The following is a 16,876-nucleotide window of genomic DNA, read 5'->3' as shown; positions in this document are numbered from 1 at the left end:
CCACGGCTCCTTCCGGTCCAGCGCACTCCGTCACCCGGCTCGCTTGTCGCCCCCCTCACTTCTCGAACCGGTACCCCATCCCCGGCTCGGTGATGCGGCATCCCCCGGGGGCAACCCCCGGACCCCCGGCCGCACCACGGCTCCTTCCGGTCCAGCGCACTCCGTCACCCGGCTCGCTTGTCGCCCCCCTCACTTCTCGAACCGGTACCCCATCCCCGGCTCGGTGATGAAGTGCTTCGGGTGGGACGGGTCCGTCTCCAGTTTGCGGCGGAGTTGTGCCATGTACACGCGCAGGTAGTTGGTCTCCGTGCCGTACGACGGCCCCCACACCTCCTGCAGCAGCTGCTTCTGGCTGACCAGCCGGCCGGTGCTGCGGACCAGGACCTCCAGCAGGTGCCACTCGGTCGGGGTGAGCCGGACGTCCCGGCCGGCCCGGTTGACCTTCTTCGCGGCCAGGTCGACGGTGAACCCCTCGGTCTCCACCAGGACGTCGTCCTCGCCGCCCCCTGCGACCGGCTCGGCGCGCCGTACGGCGGCCCGCAGCCGGGCCAGCAGCTCGTCCATGCCGAAGGGCTTGGTGACGTAGTCGTCGGCGCCCGCGTCGAGCGCCTCGACCTTCTCGTCGGAGGAGTGGCGGGCGGAGAGGACCAGGATCGGCACCCGGGTCCAGCCGCGCAGCCCCTTGATCACCTCGACGCCGTCCATGTCGGGCAGGCCGAGGTCGAGGACGATCACGTCGGGATGGCGGGAGGCGGCCAGTTCGAGGGCGGTACGGCCGTCGGGGGCCGCGTCGACCTCGTACTTGCGCGCCTTGAGGTTGATCACGAGGGCGCGCACGATCTGCGGCTCGTCGTCGACCACGAGCACACGGGTCATGAGGCCTGCCTTTCGGGTTCTGCTACCGCTTGCGGTACTGCGGGGACCGATCCTGCCGCCCGGAGGCTGAGGACCATGGTGAGCCCGCCGCCGGGCGTGTCCTCGGCGTTGAGGGTGCCGCCCATCGCCTCCGCGAAGCCCCGGGCGACCGCGAGCCCCAGTCCGACCCCGGCGCCGCGCGGAGCGTCACCGTAGCGCTGGAAGGGCTCGAATATGCGTTCTTTGGCCTCGTCCGGCACGCCGGGTCCGCGGTCCACGATCCGTACCTCCACCCGGTCGGCGATGGCGCTGGCCGAGACCAGCACGGGCCGGCCGGGCGGGCTGTACTTGACGGCGTTCTCGACCAGGTTGGCCACTGACCGCTCCAGCAGACCGGCGTCGGCCTCGACCATCGGCAGGGTCTCGGGGACGTCCAGGTCCACGCTGCCGTCCGGCACCCCGACCAGCGCCATCGGCACCACCTCGTCGAGGTCGGTCTCGTGGACGATCGGGGTGACGGTGCCGGTCTGCAGCCGGGACATGTCGAGCAGGTTGCCGACGAGGTGGTCCAGCCGGTCGGCGCCCTCCTCGATGCCCTCCAGGAGCTCCGCCCGGTCCTCCTCGGACCAGTCCACGTCGTCCGAGCGCAGCGACGACACCGCCGCCTTGATCCCGGCCAGCGGGGTGCGCAGGTCGTGGCTGACGGCGGCCAGCAGGGCGGTACGGATCCGGTTGCCCTCGGCGAGCGCGCGGGCCTGTTCGGCCTCCTCCTGCAGGCGCCTGCGGTCCAGGACGACCGCAGCCTGGGCGGCGAAGGCGGCGAGCACCCGGCGGTCCTCGGCGGGCAGCACCCGCCCGGTCAGCGCGAGGGCCATGTGGTCGCCTATCGGCATGTCGACGTCGGCGTCCTCGGGGCGCTCCAGCGCGGGCCCGAAACCGGCGCGCCCGGCGCAGCTCCACGGCTCGACGTCGCCCGCCCGCTCCAGGAGGGCGGCGGACTCCATGCCGAAGGTCTCCCGGACCCGTTCCAGCAGCTCCTCCAGGCTCGTCTCGCCGCGCAGCACGTTGCCGGCGAGGAAGGAGAGGATCTCCGACTCGGCGCGCAGCCGGGCCGCCTGGTGGGTGCGGCGGGCGGCCAGGTCCACGACCGAGGCGACGGACAACGCGACCCCGAAGAAGATCACGATGGCGACGATGTTCTTCGGGTCGGCGACGGTCAGCCGGTGCAGGGGCGGGGTGTAGAAGTAGTTCAGCAGCAGCGAGCCGAAGGCGGCCGAGGCCAGCGCCGGGAAGAGGCCGCCGAGCAGCGCCGCCGCGACCGTGAAGGTCAGGAACAGCAGCATGTCGTTGGCGAGGCCCAGGTTGACGTTGTTCAGCAGCACCGCCATGACGGCCGGGCCGGCCAGGCCGACCACCCAGCCCGCGACGATCCGGCCCCGGCCGAGCCGGGCGCCCCGGGCGACCGGCAGTCCGCGGCCCTTGCCGGCCTCGCCGTGGGTGACGATGTGGACGTCCAGGTCGGGTCCCGACTCGCGGGCGACGGTGGCGCCGACGCCGGGTCCGAGGACGTACTGCCAGGCCTTGCGGCGCGAGGAGCCGAGCACGATCTGGGTGGCGTTGACGCCGCGGGCGAAGTCGAGCAGGGCCGCGGGGATGTCCTCGCCCACGACGTGGTGGAAGGTGCCGCCGAGGTCCTCCACCAGGGTCCGCTGGACGGCGAGCTCCTTCGGGGAGGCGGAGGTCAGGCCGTCGCTGCGGGAGATGTAGACGGCGAGCACCTCGCCGCCGGCGCCCTTCTCGGCGAGCCGTGCGGCCCGCCGGATCAGCGTCCGGCCCTCCGGTCCGCCGGTGAGCCCGACGACGATCCGCTCGCGTGAGCCCCAGATCGCCGAGACCTGGTGTTCGCTGCGGTACTGCTTCAGGTACGCGTCGACCCGGTCGGCCACCCACAGCAGCGCGAGCTCGCGCAGGGCGGTGAGGTTGCCGGGCCGGAAGTAGTTGGACAGGGCCGCGTCGACCTTGTCCGGCGTGTAGATGTTGCCGTGCGCCATGCGCCGGCGCAGCGCCTGGGGCGACATGTCGACCAGTTCGATCTGGTCCGCGCGCCGTACCACCTCGTCGGGCACGGTCTCGCGCTGGCGCACGCCGGTGATGGACTCGACGACGTCACCGAGGGATTCGAGGTGCTGGATGTTGACGGTCGAGATCACGTCGATCCCGGCCGCCAGCAGCTCTTCCACGTCCTGCCAGCGCTTGGCGTTGCGGGAGCCGGGGATGTTGGTGTGGGCGAGTTCGTCCACGAGGGCGACGGCGGGGGCGCGGCGCAGTACGGCGTCGACGTCCATCTCGGTGAACGCGGTTCCCCGGTAGTCGAGCTCCTTGCGCGTCACCTGCTCCAGGCCGTGCAGCATCACCTCGGTGCGCGGCCGGTCGTGGTGCTCGACGAAGGCGACCACGCAGTCGGTGCCCCGTTCCACCCGCCGGTGCGCCTCGGAGAGCATGGCGTAGGTCTTGCCCACGCCCGGTGCCGCACCGAGATAGATCCGAAGCTTGCCGCGCGCCATGGTCCTATTGTCTTCCTGCAACTGCCGCCTACGCAGCGTCGACCTTACGGCCAACAATCCGGGCGAACAGGGCAAGGCCCTTGGCAGCGGGCATCTTTGACGCAACCCTGATGGGCGCCCCCGGGCCACGGCGGCCCCTCCCCCGGTCCGGCGCACGGCGAAGGGCCGCACCCCGGTGCGGGTACGGCCCCTGTCGCTGTCTGCTTGCTCTGTACCGCCCTAGCGGACCTCGGTGATCTCCGGTCCGCGCTGCAGCTGGCCCATGCCGCCGGAGAAGCGCGAGGACTCCTCCTGCTGGACGCCCTCGGGGACCATCTGGGCGTCGTTGGGCAGCTTCAGGACGATCGGGTCGCGGGGCGCCATCGGGCCCTCGCCGCGGACCACCACGGTGTCCCGGAAGATCTGCTCCAGGAGGCCGGCCGCCTGCGGCTGCACCGCGCCCTGCCCGGAGATCACGCCGCGCAGGAACCAGCGCGGACCGTCCACCCCGACGAACCGCACGACCTGGAAGCCGCCCGTGCCGTCCGGCAGCTGGACCGGCACCTGGGCGCGCAGTTCCCAGCCCAGCGGCCCCTCGACCTCGTCGACGATGCCGCCCTGCTGGGTGATGCCGGTCGCGATCTCCTCGCGGACCTCACCCCAGATGCCCTCGCGCTTCGGCGCGGCGAAGGCCTGCAGCTGGATGGCGCTGTCGCGCAGCACGACGGTCGCCGCGACGATCGCGTCACCCGCGACCTCGACCCGCAGCTCCATGCCGTCCACGCCGGGCACGAACAGACCGCCCAGGTCCACCCGGCCCTCGCCGGGCTCGCGCACCTCGGTGTCGTCCCACGGCCCGTCGGGCCGCGGCTCCGGCTCCAGGCGCACGCGCTCACGCGCGCCCTCTTCCTCGTCCGCCTCGGTGTCGACGCTGTCGACGACCTGCTCGGCCTCGCCGGCCGCGTCCTCGGCGGCACCCTTCTTCTTGCGACGTCCGAACACGTCACTGTCCTTCCCGGTCGGATACGACCGAAGCGTATCGATTCCCACCCGTCCGACCGCCCTCGGCGGCCTGACCGCTTGTGCCGCTCACGTCGCCCACCGCGGCATGACCGCCGGTGGACCCGAAGCCCCCCTCGGCCCGCGCCGAGCCGGGAAGTTCCGCCACCTCCTGGAAGCGGACCCTCTCGACCTGCTGGACGACCAGTTGTGCGATCCGGTCGAAACGCTCGAACCGCACCGGCTCGCGCGGGTCGAGGTTCACCACGATCACCTTGATCTCCCCACGGTACCCGGCATCAATCGTCCCCGGGGCATTCACGAGGGCCACACCGCATCGTGCGGCGAGCCCCGAACGGGGGTGCACGAAGGCCGCGTACCCCTCCGGGAGGGCGATCGACACGCCGGTGGGCAGGACGGCCCGTTCACCGGGCCGCAGTTCGCACGCCTCGGTGGTACGCAGGTCGGCTCCCGCGTCACCGGGGTGCTCGTACGCCGGAAGCGGTACCTCGGGGTCGACCCGGCGGACGAGGACGCCGAGCGGGGCCACCGCACGGGCCGAAGGCGCGGGGCGCACGGGGTTCACGCGGTCCAGGGGGTTCTCGGGGTCCACGGGGTTCACGGGTTCACCTCGAAGGCGCGGGCCCGCCGGGCCTGGTCGGGGTCCTGCATCGCGGCCTGGATCTCCTCCTGGCGGCCGTGGTCGACGAAGTGCTCGACCGGTACCTCGACGAAGAGAGCGTCGGCGCGGACGGCGACGGGCCCGGTGGGGCCGTCCATGCGGCCGGTGGCGGTCGAGTAGATCTTCCGGCCGGCCACGGCCACCACCTCGGCCGTCAGGTGGAGCGTGGTTCCGACGGGGACGGGCCGCACGAAGTCGGTCTCCAGGCGTCCCGTCACGGCGATCTTCCGCAGCAGCCAGTTGAGCGAGCCGAGCGTCTCGTCGAGGGCGGTGGCGAGCACGCCGCCGTGCGCGAGGCCGGGGGCGCCCTGGTGGGCCGGGCGCACGGTGAACTCGGCGGTGAGGGACACGCCCTCGCCGGCCCGCGCCTCCAGGTGCAGCCCGTGCGGCTGCTCATGGCCACACCCGAAACAGTGTTCGTAGTGTGCGCCGATGAGCTCACCGGGCGCGGGCGCGTCGGGGTGCCGCTCCGGTTTCCGGGCACTGGCGGGGGGCTGAAGAGCTGTGGAACTACCACTCACAGCCGCAGACCTTACCCGCGCGTCCGGTGAATCAGGACACCGTGCCAAGCTTGGCTCCATGCAGCTCTCCGCCACCCCGTACGAAGAACGCCTCACCGCCCCCCGGTCGTGGTGGGTCGTCTGCTTCCTCGTGGGCGTCTCGTTCGCTCTGATCCTGCTGCCGTTCGGCACGCTGCCGCTGCTGGGCGGCCTGGTCGGCGGCACCGCGGCGGCGGCCGTGGTGGCCAGCTCGTACGGCTCCCCGCGCATCCGGGTGGTCGGCGACTCGCTGATCGCGGGCGAGGCGAAGATCCCGGTCTCGGCCCTGGGCGCGGCGGAGATCCTGGACCCGGAGGAGGCACGCGCCTGGCGCACGTACAAGGCCGACGTCCGCGCCTTCCTCCTGCTGCGCTCCTACATCCCGAGGGCACTGCGCGTGGAGGTCACCGACCCCGAGGACCCGACGCCGTACCTGTACCTGTCGACCCGGGAGCCGGAAGCCCTGGCCGCCGCGATCGAGGCGGCGAAGGCCCCGAAGGGGTAGCCGCGGCGGGCTCGCGGGCCTCAGCCCCCGAGCTCCTCGGGGAGCTCCGCGATCGGCAGCGGTTCGGCCGGTCTCTCCAGCGGCGGCAGCTCCGGCAGCTCCTCCCAGGGCACCTGGATCTTCCTCAGGTCCGCCCGGATCCGGGCCGCGAGCTTCCTGGTGTCCCGGCGGTTCATCACCGCGCCCACCGCGGCGCCGACCATGAACGGCATCAGGTTGGGCAGGTCCCGGACCATCCGCTTCATGATCTGCTGGCGCAGTTCGCGCTTCATCTGGCCGCCGAGGGCGTTGTTGACCGTCGACGGCTTCATCACGTCGATCCCGCGCTCCCCCGACCAGGAGGACAGATACGCGGTGCTGCGGGCCTTCAGGTTCCCCGGCGGCCGCACGCCGTACACCTCGTGGAGTTCGGCGATCAGCTTCAGCTCGATCGCCGCGACCCCGGTGATCTCCGCGGCCAGCTCGGTCGGCATCGCCGGCGGCACCGGCAGCATCGCGGCCGCCCCGACGCCGGCCCCGACCGCCGAGGTCGCGCCCGCCGCGCCCGCCACGAGTTTGTCGGCGAGCTGCTCGGGTCCGAGGCCCGGGAACTGCCGGCGCAGGGTCGCGAGGTCACGTACGGGGACACGCGGGGCGATCTCGATGATCCGGTCCGCGAGGTACGCCAGCCCCGCTCTCGCCCGGCTGCCGCCCCTACGGGCGCCTTCCCGGGCCATGTCCACGGCCTTCTCACGGATGACCGCGACCCGTCGCCTCGCGACGGGCGCGGGCCGCTCCGCCGGCGCCGGGAGGTCACCCCGGCCGGCCGCCGGTTCGAGCGAGGCTCCCGGATCTGAGCCCCGCTCGTCGTCGTCACGCGCGTCTGGGCCGTCGGACGGCCCCGAGTCCGCTCCCGGCAGAGGGAAGCGGCGCTTCCGAGGTGGGGTCGAGCCAGTCATGCCCGACCCGTCCTCAGTCGCAGTCGCGGCAGATCGGCTGACCGTTCTTCTCGCGGGCCAGCTGGCTGCGGTGGTGCACCAGGAAGCAGCTCATGCAGGTGAACTCGTCCTGCTGCTTGGGCAGCACCCGGACGGCCAGCTCCTCGTTCGAGAGGTCCGCGCCGGGCAGCTCCAGGCCTTCGGCGGCCTCGAACTCGTCGACGTCCACCGAGGACGTGGACTTGTCGTTCCTCCTGGCCTTCAGCTCTTCAAGGCTGTCCGAGTCGACGTCGTCGTCGGTCTTGCGTGGAGTGTCGTAATCGGTTGCCATGTCGCTCTCCCCCTCTGGGTGTCTGCGGTGTCTCCAGCGCACGTAACGCGTGAGAGGCCGGACTTGTGCCCGACCCGAGGCGGAGATTTTGCCTCACATCAAGGTCTGTTACTCAATCGACACCCAACCGGACCCCTCGAGAGTGATCAGGTTGAATGGCGATGGGGACCGTACACGGTCCTGCTGAGGCAGTTCAAAGGCGCCTCACCCTGTACTTCCCGTGATCAAGACCCCTGAAAACAGGGATTTTCCCGCCCTTATTCCCCCCGCCATGATCACGGAGAGTGGATGGCCTGAAAACCGCCTCTGTGATCGATCACACAGAGGGGAATGTGCCGCGCCGCTGGAAAATTCAGCGCAAAGCGAACATCCGCCGCGTGTGTCGCGATCTTGTAACGGCGTCAGACCGGCAGCGTGACGCGCATCACCAGCCCACCGCCCTCCCGTGGCTGGGCCACGATGTGGCCGCCGTGCGCCCGCGCCACGGAGCGCACGATGGACAGGCCGAGGCCCACTCCCTTGTCGCTGCCCGTGCGCTCGGTCCGCAGCCGCCTGAAGGGCTCGAAGATGTTGTCGATCTCGTACGCGGGCACCACCGGCCCCGTGTTCGCGACGTACAGCACCGCCTGCCCGTGCTGGATCTCCGTGTTGACCTCCACCCAGCCGTCGTCGGGCACGTTGTAGCGCACCGCGTTCTGCACGAGGTTCAGCGCGATCCGCTCCAGCAGCACGCCGTTGCCCTGGACCACGGCGGGCTTGCGTACGCCCCGGATCGTCACGCCCTTGGCCTCCGCCTCGGCCTGCACCTGGTCCACCGCCTGGGAGGCCACCTCGGCCAGGTCGACCGGTTTGCGCTCGACGATCTGGTTGTCGCTGCGGGCGAGCAGCAGCAGGCCCTCCACGAGCTGCTCGCTGCGCTCGTTGGTGGCCAGCAGCGTCTTGCCCAGCTGCTGCAGCTCCACGGGCGCGCCCGGGTCCGAGAGGTGCACCTCCAGGAGCGTGCGGTTGATCGCCAGGGGCGTGCGCAGTTCGTGCGAGGCGTTGCCGACGAAGCGCTGCTGGGCGGTGAAGGCCCGCTGCAGCCGCTCCAGCATGTCGTCGAAGGTGTCCGCGAGCTCCTTCAGCTCGTCGTCCGGCCCGTCCAGCTCGATCCGGCGGGACAGGTCCGAGCCGGCCACCGCGCGGGCGGTGCGGGTGATCCGGCCGAGGGGGGAGAGCACGCGGCCGGCCATGGCGTAACCGAACGCGAAGGCGATCACGGCCAGGCCCAGCAGGGCGAGGAGCGAGCGGCTGAGCAGGTTGTCCAGGGCCGCCTGGCGCTGGCGGTCCACGCACTGCGCGATCGCCGCGTTGAAGTCCGGGATCTGCAGGTTGTTGATCCCGGCGATCGCCGGGCAGTTGTCGCTGGAGACCTTGATGTTCGTGCCGTCGATGATCTTGAAGAACGGCTGGTTCCCCGTGCTGATCGCCTGGGCGGCGAGCAGGTAGATGATCGACAGCAGCAGGATGCCGGCGATCAGGAACATGCCGCCGTACAGCAGGGTGAGCCGTATGCGGATGGTGGGGCGCAGCCAGGGGAGGACGGGCTGCGGTCTTCTGGGGTCCCAGGTGGGCTTGGGGGGTGCCTGCGGGGGTGCGGGAGTGGTGGCCACGGTCATCAGATCCGGTAACCCGAGCCGGGGACGGTGACGATCACCGGGGGCTCGCCCAGCTTGCGGCGCAGGGTCATCACGGTCACCCGCACGACGTTGGTGAAGGGGTCGGTGTTCTCGTCCCACGCCTTCTCCAGGAGCTGCTCGGCGGAGACCACCGCGCCCTCGCTGCGCATCAGCACCTCCAGGACGGCGAACTCCTTGGGCGCGAGCTGGACCTCCTTGCCGTCGCGGAAGACCTCGCGGCGGTTCGGGTCGAGCTTGATGCCGGCGCGCTCCAGGACGGGCGGCAGCGGCACGCTGGTACGCCGGCCGAGGGCGCGCACGCGCGCGATGAGCTCGCTGAACGCGAAGGGCTTGGGGAGGTAGTCGTCGGCGCCGATCTCCAGGCCCTCCACGCGGTCGCTGACGTCCCCGGAGGCGGTCAGCATCAGCACGCGGGTGGGCATGCCGAGCTCGACGATCTTGCGGCAGACGTCGTCGCCGTGCACGAGGGGGAGGTCGCGGTCGAGGACGACCACGTCGTAGTCGTTGACGCCGATGCGCTCCAGGGCGGCCGCACCGTCGTACACGACGTCGACGGCCATGGCCTCCCGGCGCAGTCCGGTGGCCACCGCATCGGCGAGCAGTTGCTCGTCCTCGACGACGAGTACGCGCACGTCGCTTGTCCTTCCTCTGTCCACCCGCGTAGCGCGCGGCGGCGCACACGGGCAGGGATCTCCATGGGGTGTGTGACCTCCATCCTGCCCTTTTCGGCCATAAGTCGGCAGTAAGACGGGGGCCGGGCAGCGAGATCGAAGGGCGCCGGGCGGGAATACGAGATTTTCTCCTGCGGTTGAGGTTTCCGCGGAGGGGAGCGGGGGGAGGACCGCATGTACACCCCGCGATCACGCTCTGCATGTGCCGCAGCACCATGCGGTACGTACACCGCCGCTACAGCAGAGTGGACGATGGGGGTGTCCGGCACCGTCGCCGCCCAGCAGGGCAGCGCTGGGCACCCGCGAGAGACGTGATCGCCCCTTCCCGACGGCACACCCCCGTGCCACCGACCCACGACCCAGGACGAGGGGGCGCAGCATGGACGCATTCACCGCAGGACTTCTGCAGCGCATAAAGGCGACCGAGTCCGACATCACCCGGGCTCGTGACGAGGGTGACGACTTCCTCGTCGAAGTGGAGCAGGCCGAGCTCGACGACCTGCGCCGCCTCGCAGCCGAACACGGTGTGGAAGTCGGCGCGACCAGCGTCTGACAGCCCGCGGCACAGCAGCACAGCACAGCACCGCGAGAACAGGGCCCCGGCGAATCCAGCGCCGGGGCCCTGCTCGTACCTGATCCCTTCCCCCGCTACCGCGTTCGATTCCTGCCGACAGCAGGAACGAGCCCTTTTCCGCGGCAGCACGCCGGCCGCTCGGGACGACGGCTCCCGGCCTCCCGAGCAGGGGCTCGACGTACGCACACCCGCCGACCGCGACACCACCGACCCCTCCCCGCCGCGACGGCGCTCGGCCGGCACGGCGGTGGTCGGCGGTGCCGGTCCCCTCGGCCACCGCGTGCGGCGGCGCTCAGTCGTGCCACGCTCCGAAGTCCTCCAGGAGGCGCTGGAGGGGCTCGAAGACGCCGGGGGTGCCGGCGACCGTCAGGTCGCGGGAGAGGGCCTCTCCGGGGCGGCCACCGGTGCGGGCGCCCGCCTCGCGGGCGATGAGGTCGCCCGCCCCCCAGTCCCAGGGGTTGAGGCCACGCTCGTAGTACCCGTCCAGCCGGCCACAGGCCAGGTCGCACAGGTCGACCGCCGCCGACCCGCTGCGCCGGATGTCGCGGAGCAGCGGGATCAGCCGGGCCGCGACCTCCGCCTGGTGGGCGCGGACCCCCGAGACGTAGTTGAAGCCGGTCGACACCAGCGCCTGGTCCAGCGGCGGCGCCGGCCGGCAGCGCAGCTCGCGCTCGCCCTCCCACGCCCCGGTCGCCCAGGCCCCGCGGCCCCGCACCGCGTGGTACGTCTCGCCGCGCATCGGCGCCGCCACGACGCCGACCACGGTCTCCCCGTCCTGCTCGGCCGCGATGGAGACCGCCCAGGTCGGCAGCCCGTACAGGTAGTTGACCGTGCCGTCGAGCGGGTCGATCACCCAGCGGATGCCGCTCGTGCCCTCCGTGGACGCGCCCTCCTCGCCGAGGAAGCCGTCGTCGGGCCGGTGCCCGGCGATCAGATCGGTGATCAGCTTCTCCGCCGCGATGTCCATCTCGGTGACGACGTCGATCGGGCTGGACTTGGTGCGGGCCACGGCGAGGTCGGCCGGGCGTCCGTCCCGCAGCAGCTCGCCGGCGCGGGCGGCCGCCTCCCGGGCGAGGTGCAGCAGGTCCGTGTGCAGGGCGTCGGTCACGGGGCTCCTCACGCGTAGGGGCTGTCGGCGCCGGCCGCGGCGGGGCGGGGGGCGCGGGCCGGGCAGCAGCCGACCGGGCACAGGTCGTGGCTCGCGCCGAGCGCGCCCAGGGCGCACGGCGTGACCTGCCGTCCGCTCTCCACGGCCGCGCGCTCCAGGACCAGGTCGCGGATCGCGGCGGCGAACCTGGGGTCGTCCCCGACGGTCGCGGACCGGCGGACCGGCAGGCCCAGCTCCTCGGCCTTGGCCTTGGCCTCCGTGTCGAGGTCGTAGAGGACCTCCATGTGGTCGGAGACGAACCCGATGGGGGCCATCACCACGGCCGGCACGCCGGCGCCGTGCAGCTCCTCCAGGTGGTCGCAGATGTCCGGCTCCAGCCACGGGATGTGCGGGGCGCCGGAGCGGGACTGGTAGACGAGCCGCCAGGGGTGGTCGACGCCGGTGCGCTCACGGACCGCGCCGGCGATCAGCTCGGCGACGTCCAGGTGCTCCTCGACGTACGCGCCGCCCTCGCCGTGCGTCTCGGCCGGGCCCGAGGTGTCGGCGGCGGCGGTCGGGATGGAGTGGGTGGTGAAGGCGATGTGGGCGCCCGCGCGGACGTCCTCCGGGAGGTCGGCGAGGGAGGCCAGCACCCCGTCGATCATCGGGTCGAGGAAGCCGGGGTGGTTGAAGTAGTGCCGCAGCTTGTCGATCCTCGGGAGTTCGAGGTCCTCGGCCGCCAGCTCGGCCAGCGCGTCCGCGAGGTTCTCGCGGTACTGGCGGCAGCCCGAGTAGGAGGCGTAGGCGCTGGTGGTGAGCACCAGGATGCGGCGGCGGCCGTCAGCGACCATCTCGCGCAGGGTGTCCGTCAGGTACGGCGCCCAGTTCCGGTTGCCCCAGTAGATCGGCAGGTCCAGGCCGTGCTCGGCGAAGTCCTTGCGCAGGGCGTCCAGCAGGGCGCGGTTCTGGTCGTTGATCGGGCTGACCCCGCCGAACAGGAAGTAGTGCTGCCCGACCTCCTTGAGGCGTTCCTTCGGGATACCGCGCCCGCGGGTCACGTTCTCCAGGAACGGAACCACGTCGTCCGGGCCTTCCGGGCCGCCGAAGGAGAGCAGGAGCAGGGCGTCGTAGGGGGTGGCATCGAGCGCGTCTGACATGAGCCGATCCTGCCACCCGGCACTGACGGCCCGGAAACAGGAGCGTGAAGAGTCGGATTCGGGATGTTTATCCCCGGTGCGGAAGGGGTGCGGCACAGCAGGGGCACTCGTAAGCTGTATCAGCCGCCGTCACGCCTTACCCGCAGAGCCTTACCCCGCAGAGCCGTCGGAGACACCCGTGCCCAGCCCCTATCGCGCCCTGTTCGCCGCCCCCGGCAGCAGGGGCTTCTCCGCCGCGGGCTTCGTCGGCCGGATGCCGCTGTCCATGATGGGCATCGGCGTGGTCACGATGATCTCCCAGCTGAGCGGGCGGTACGGGCTCGCGGGCGCGCTGTCGGCCACCATCGCGCTGTCCGCCGCGGCGATCGGGCCGCAGGTGTCCCGGCTGGTCGACCTGCACGGCCAGCGCCGCGTCCTGCGCCCCGCCACCCTGCTCGCGCTCGCCGCGGCGGCCGGGCTGCTCTGCGCGGCGCACTACGGGTGGCCGGACTGGGTGCTGTTCGTGTGCGCGGCGGGGATCGGCACGGTGCCGAGCCTGGGCGCGATGATCCGGGCCCGCTGGGCCGCCCTCTACGGGGGCACCCCGCAGCTGCACACCGCCTACTCGTTCGAGTCCGTCGTCGACGAGGTGTGCTTCATCGTCGGGCCGATCCTCTCCATCGGCCTGTCCACGACCTGGTTCCCGGAGGCGGGCCCGTTGCTGGCCGCCGGTTTCCTCGCCGCCGGTGTCTTCTGGCTGACCGCCCAGCGGGCCACCGAGCCCGAGCCGCACCCGCGCGGGCACCACGGCGGCGGTTCGGCGCTGCGCGCGCCCGGCCTCCAGGTGCTGGTGGCGACCTTCGTGGCCACCGGGGCGATCTTCGGGGCGGTCGACGTGGTGACCGTCGCCTTCGCGGACGAGCGGGCCCACAAGGGCGCCTCCAGCATCGTCCTGGCGCTGTACGCGGCGGGTTCCTGCGTCGCCGGAGCGGTCTTCGGGCTCCTGCGGTTCGCGGGGAGAGCGGAACGCAGGTGGCTGCTGGGCATATGTGCGATGGCCGTGAGTATGATCCCCCTCCTACTGGTCGGAAACTTGCCGCTTCTGGCCGTGGCGCTGTTCGTTGCGGGCCTGTCCATCGCACCGACGATGATCACGACGATGTCCCTCATCGAAAAGCACGTACCTCGCGCGAAGCTCACCGAGGGAATGACCTGGGTGAGCACCGGCCTCGCGGTCGGGGTGGCGCTCGGCTCCTCGGTCGCCGGCTGGGTGATCGACGCGGCCGGCGCCCGTGCCGGGTACGGGGTTCCGGCCGTGTCCGGGGCCGTCGCGGTGGCGGTCGGTTTCCTCGGGTACCGCCGGCTCAGCAGGCCGGTCACGGGTCGGGGAGGCACCGTTGGGCAGCACAGCGAGCGGGAAGAGCGGCACGTGGCGTAACTGGGGAGGGAATGTCACCGTCCGCCCCGCGCGAGAGGTCACGCCCGCCTCCGTGGACGAACTCGCGGCCGCCGTACGGCAGGCGGCGGAGGACGGCCTGAAGGTGAAGGCGGTCGGCAGCGGCCACTCCTTCACCGCGATCGCCGCGACCGACGGCGTCTCGGTCCGCCCTCACCTGCTGACCGGGATCCGGAACATCGACCGCAAGGCCATGACCGTCACGGTCGAGGCCGGCACCCCGCTCAAGCGGCTCAACATGGCCCTGGCCCGCGAGGGCCTGTCGCTGACCAACATGGGCGACATCATGGAGCAGACGGTCTCCGGGGCCACCAGCACCGGCACCCACGGCACCGGCCGGGAGTCGGCGTCGCTGGCCGCGCAGATCAGGGAGCTCGAACTCGTCACCGCCGACGGCTCGGTGCTCACCTGCTCGGAGAAGGAGAACCCGGAGGTCTTCGCGGCCGCGCGGGTCGGTCTCGGCGCGCTGGGCATCGTCACCGCGATCACCTTCGGGGTGGAGCCGGTCTTCCTGCTCACCGCGCGGGAGGAGCCGATGCCGCTGGACCGGGTGCTCGCCGAGTTCGACCAGCTCCACGCCGAGAACGAGCACTTCGAGTTCTACTGGTTCCCGCACACCGGCAACACCAACACCAAGCGCAACAACCGCAGCGCGGGACCGGCGCAGCCGGTGGGGCGGCTGGCCGGCTGGTTCGAGGACGAGTTCCTCTCCAACGGCGTCTTCCACGCCGCCCAGTTGGTCGGCCGCGCGGCGCCCGCCGTCGTACCGGCGATCGCCCGGATCTCCAGCACGGCGCTGTCCGCGCGGACGTACACGGACATCCCCTACAAGGTCTTCACCTCCCCGCGCCGGGTGCGCTTCGTGGAGATGGAGTACGCCGTCCCGCGCGAGGCCCTGGTGGACACGCTGCGGGAACTGAGGGCGATGGTCGACCGGTCGGACCTCCGGGTGAACTTCCCGGTCGAGGTCCGCACCGCCCCGGCCGACGACATCGCGCTGTCCACCGCGTCCGCCAGGGACAGCGCCTACGTCGCGGTGCACATGTTCCGCGGCACGCCGTACCAGGCGTACTTCACCGCCGCCGAGCGCATCTTCACCGCCCATGAGGGCCGCCCGCACTGGGGCAAGGTGCACACCAGGGACGCGGAGTACTTCGCCAAGGTCTACCCGCGCTTCGGCGAGTTCACGGCGCTGCGGGACCGGCTCGACCCGGACCGGCTCTTCCAGAACGACTATCTGCGGAGGGTTCTGGGGCAGTAGCCGGGCAGGCGTCGGACACCGGCAGGCGGGGGACCGAACCCTGCCTGCCCTTCCGGCACTTGTTCGATCGGCCGCACCGGAACGGGACGCGCGAACGACTCCATTCGTTCCGTTTCTGGGGATTGCGTGAAGTACACCACGTTCAAGATCGCCCGATGCGGGCAAACAACGGCCAGAGGGCGCTTGTTGCCAGAAGTTGGGCGGCGCGCCCATCCACGCACGTGGTCCGAATGGAGTACTGTTGCGAGCCCTGGGTCCGGTCTCCCGCCTGGGCGTCCGAGGCCTTGCAGGACCGCCGGGAGGGGGCTAGTTGCACAGGGTGACGGAGTTGGTCACTTAGCGTTGCGAATAGGTAACCGTGCCATAACGGCGGCCCAGGGCCCGTGCCCGACACGCCGGGCAACTCGGCAAGGTTGTGGCAGGCTGCACCCGGGCAGGCCACACTCGACTAGCGGAAGCAGCGACGCACGTGACGTCGGCAGGCACCACCCGGGAGGTCCCCATGCCCGAACTGCGTGTCGTGGCCGTCTCCAATGACGGCACACGGCTGGTGCTCAAGGCTGCCGACTCTACGGAGTACACCCTTCCGATCGACGAACGGCTCCGTGCCGCCGTGCGCGGCGACCGGCCCCGGCTCGGCCAGATCGAGATCGAGGTGGAGAGCCATCTCCGGCCTCGGGACATCCAGGCGCGGATACGGGCGGGCGCGACGGCGGAAGAGGTCGCGCAGCTCGCCGGGATCCCCGTCGACCGGGTGCGGCGCTTCGAGGGTCCGGTACTGGCCGAGCGCGCCTTCATGGCCGAGCGGGCGCGCAAGACGCCCGTCCGCCGGCCCGGCGAGAACTCCGGTCCCCTGCTCGGCGAGGCCGTGCAGGAGCGGCTGGTGCTGCGCGGTGCCGAGAAGGACACCGTGCAGTGGGACTCCTGGCGCCGGGACGACGGCACCTGGGAGGTCCTGCTCGTCTACCGGGTCGCGGGCGAACCGCACTCGGCGAGCTGGACCTACGACCCGCCCCGGCGGCTCGTCCAGGCGGTCGACGACGAGGCGCGCTCGCTGATCGGCGAGTCCGACGACCTCGCCGTACCGGAGCCCAGCTTTCCGTTCGTACCGCGCATCGCGCGGCTGCCGCGCGACCGTCCGCTGGACCGCTCCGGCGACCGGGACCGCGAGCGGCCCGCCCTGCCCGCGCAGTCGTCCGAACCGGCCGAGGAGACGACCGGCGAACGCGACTCGCTGACCAGCCTCCTGGAGGCGGTGCCGAGCTTCCGGGGCGACATGGTGGTCCCGGAGCGTCCCGTGGAGATCGCGGAGGAGCCCGCTCCGGAACCGGTGGAGGAGGAGCCCCCGGCCCCTGCGGCCTCGGCCGGCTCCGCCTACGCGGACGTCCTCATGCCCCGCTCCGTGGGCAGCCATCGCGACCGGCTGATCGGCGCCACCGATCGCCAGGCCGAGGCCGACGGCGTCCGCCCCGGCCGCCGGGCCGCGGTGCCGAGCTGGGACGAGATTGTCTTCGGGACGCGACGCAAGAAGCAGGAGTAAGAGGCCGACGGCCAAGCAGGGGGGCACGCGCGCGTGCCCCCCGTCATGGCCGTGCCGGACGACTGCAGCGCCGCGGCCGACACAGCGGGGCCGGGCCGACC

16 protein-coding genes are annotated in these 16,876 nt (G+C 71.9%); 5 read left to right on the top strand and 11 right to left on the bottom strand.

What is annotated here, in order from left to right:
• Positions 1–189 precede the first annotated feature (189 nt).
• The 5 genes from AB0M11_RS38485 to AB0M11_RS38465 form a co-directional block, all read right to left on the bottom strand.
• Entirely contained in the window at positions 190–876 is a 687-nt protein-coding gene (locus AB0M11_RS38485; RefSeq protein ID WP_365713091.1) for a response regulator, read from the bottom strand.
• The gene (locus tag AB0M11_RS38480) at positions 873–3,419 is read right to left on the bottom strand and encodes a sensor histidine kinase KdpD (protein WP_365713089.1); all 2,547 of its coding nucleotides are present in this window, start codon (positions 3,417–3,419) and stop codon (positions 873–875) included. Before AB0M11_RS38480 ends, AB0M11_RS38485 begins: the two co-directional genes overlap by 4 nt.
• 219 nt (positions 3,420–3,638) lie before the next feature.
• Positions 3,639–4,400 carry a DUF3710 domain-containing protein gene (locus AB0M11_RS38475; protein ID WP_365713087.1) on the bottom strand — a complete coding sequence of 254 codons (762 nt, stop codon included), beginning with the start codon at positions 4,398–4,400 and terminating at the stop codon, positions 3,639–3,641.
• 1 nt (position 4,401) lies between these two features.
• Positions 4,402–4,947 carry a dUTP diphosphatase gene (dut, locus tag AB0M11_RS38470; RefSeq protein WP_365713095.1) on the bottom strand — a complete coding sequence of 182 codons (546 nt, stop codon included), beginning with the start codon at positions 4,945–4,947 and terminating at the stop codon, positions 4,402–4,404.
• A gap of 68 nt (positions 4,948–5,015) precedes the next feature.
• A complete protein-coding gene (locus AB0M11_RS38465) occupies positions 5,016–5,600 on the bottom strand; it encodes a PaaI family thioesterase (protein WP_365713085.1) in 585 nt (194 codons plus the stop codon).
• Between the two features lie 58 nt (positions 5,601–5,658).
• Between AB0M11_RS38465 and AB0M11_RS38460 the strand changes: the two genes are divergently transcribed.
• Positions 5,659–6,123: a DUF3093 domain-containing protein gene (locus tag AB0M11_RS38460; RefSeq protein ID WP_365713083.1), complete on the top strand. Its 465-nt coding sequence runs from the start codon at positions 5,659–5,661 to the stop codon at positions 6,121–6,123.
• Positions 6,124–6,143: 20 nt separating this feature from the next.
• Here AB0M11_RS38460 and AB0M11_RS38455 read toward each other — a convergent pair whose 3' ends face one another.
• The 4 genes from AB0M11_RS38455 to AB0M11_RS38440 all read right to left on the bottom strand — a co-directional run bounded on the left by AB0M11_RS38455 (position 6,144) and on the right by AB0M11_RS38440 (position 9,682).
• Positions 6,144–7,061 carry a hypothetical protein gene (locus tag AB0M11_RS38455; protein WP_365713081.1) on the bottom strand — a complete coding sequence of 306 codons (918 nt, stop codon included), beginning with the start codon at positions 7,059–7,061 and terminating at the stop codon, positions 6,144–6,146.
• 13 nt (positions 7,062–7,074) lie between these two features.
• The gene (locus AB0M11_RS38450) at positions 7,075–7,371 is read right to left on the bottom strand and encodes a DUF4193 domain-containing protein (RefSeq protein ID WP_003997302.1); all 297 of its coding nucleotides are present in this window, start codon (positions 7,369–7,371) and stop codon (positions 7,075–7,077) included.
• 401 nt (positions 7,372–7,772) lie between these two features.
• Positions 7,773–9,023, bottom strand: a complete 1,251-nt coding sequence (locus AB0M11_RS38445; protein ID WP_365713079.1) for a HAMP domain-containing sensor histidine kinase — start codon at positions 9,021–9,023, stop codon at positions 7,773–7,775.
• 5 nt (positions 9,024–9,028) lie between these two features.
• Positions 9,029–9,682 (bottom strand): response regulator transcription factor, encoded by a 654-nt coding sequence (locus AB0M11_RS38440; RefSeq protein ID WP_003993508.1) that lies wholly within the window; start codon positions 9,680–9,682, stop codon positions 9,029–9,031.
• 418 nt (positions 9,683–10,100) lie between these two features.
• Here AB0M11_RS38440 and AB0M11_RS38435 point away from each other — a divergent pair, with 418 nt between their 5' ends.
• Positions 10,101–10,274 (top strand): hypothetical protein, encoded by a 174-nt coding sequence (locus AB0M11_RS38435; RefSeq protein WP_167450044.1) that lies wholly within the window; start codon positions 10,101–10,103, stop codon positions 10,272–10,274.
• Positions 10,275–10,587: 313 nt separating this feature from the next.
• Here AB0M11_RS38435 and AB0M11_RS38430 read toward each other — a convergent pair whose 3' ends face one another.
• A complete protein-coding gene (locus tag AB0M11_RS38430; protein WP_365713077.1) occupies positions 10,588–11,403 on the bottom strand; it encodes an inositol monophosphatase family protein in 816 nt (271 codons plus the stop codon).
• Positions 11,404–11,411: 8 nt separating this feature from the next.
• Complete coding sequence (locus AB0M11_RS38425; protein WP_365713075.1) at positions 11,412–12,539, bottom strand: ferrochelatase; 1,128 nt, start codon at positions 12,537–12,539, stop codon at positions 11,412–11,414.
• 178 nt (positions 12,540–12,717) lie between these two features.
• On the opposite strand from AB0M11_RS38425, the gene AB0M11_RS38420 reads away from it, so the two are divergent.
• The 3 genes from AB0M11_RS38420 (at position 12,718) to sepH (ending at position 16,775) form a co-directional block, all read left to right on the top strand.
• A complete protein-coding gene (locus AB0M11_RS38420; RefSeq protein ID WP_365713073.1) occupies positions 12,718–13,956 on the top strand; it encodes an MFS transporter in 1,239 nt (412 codons plus the stop codon).
• Complete coding sequence (locus AB0M11_RS38415; protein ID WP_365713071.1) at positions 13,916–15,235, top strand: D-arabinono-1,4-lactone oxidase; 1,320 nt, start codon at positions 13,916–13,918, stop codon at positions 15,233–15,235. The genes AB0M11_RS38420 and AB0M11_RS38415 overlap by 41 nt, the downstream gene beginning before the upstream one ends.
• A gap of 502 nt (positions 15,236–15,737) precedes the next feature.
• Complete coding sequence (gene sepH, locus AB0M11_RS38410; RefSeq protein WP_365713069.1) at positions 15,738–16,775, top strand: septation protein SepH; 1,038 nt, start codon at positions 15,738–15,740, stop codon at positions 16,773–16,775.
• Positions 16,776–16,876 lie beyond the last annotated feature (101 nt).

The organism is Streptomyces sp. NPDC051987 (assembly GCF_040680735.1).
Taxonomy (GTDB): Bacteria; Actinomycetota; Actinomycetes; order Streptomycetales; family Streptomycetaceae; genus Streptomyces.
This window is presented reverse-complemented; position numbering and strand designations above follow the sequence as displayed.

Bases quoted from the DNA above. Each gene is read 5' to 3' on its own strand.
- AB0M11_RS38485 (WP_365713091.1), bottom strand. From the start codon at position 876: ATGACCCGTGTGCTCGTGGTCGACGACGAGCCGCAGATCGTGCGCGCC.
- AB0M11_RS38480 (WP_365713089.1), bottom strand. From the start codon at position 3,419: ATGGCGCGCGGCAAGCTTCGGATCTATCTCGGTGCGGCACCGGGCGTG.
- AB0M11_RS38460 (WP_365713083.1), top strand. From the start codon at position 5,659: ATGCAGCTCTCCGCCACCCCGTACGAAGAACGCCTCACCGCCCCCCGG.
- AB0M11_RS38455 (WP_365713081.1), bottom strand. From the start codon at position 7,061: ATGACTGGCTCGACCCCACCTCGGAAGCGCCGCTTCCCTCTGCCGGGA.
- AB0M11_RS38450 (WP_003997302.1), bottom strand. From the start codon at position 7,371: ATGGCAACCGATTACGACACTCCACGCAAGACCGACGACGACGTCGAC.
- AB0M11_RS38435 (WP_167450044.1), top strand. From the start codon at position 10,101: ATGGACGCATTCACCGCAGGACTTCTGCAGCGCATAAAGGCGACCGAG.
- AB0M11_RS38425 (WP_365713075.1), bottom strand. From the start codon at position 12,539: ATGTCAGACGCGCTCGATGCCACCCCCTACGACGCCCTGCTCCTGCTC.
- sepH (WP_365713069.1), top strand. From the start codon at position 15,738: ATGCCCGAACTGCGTGTCGTGGCCGTCTCCAATGACGGCACACGGCTG.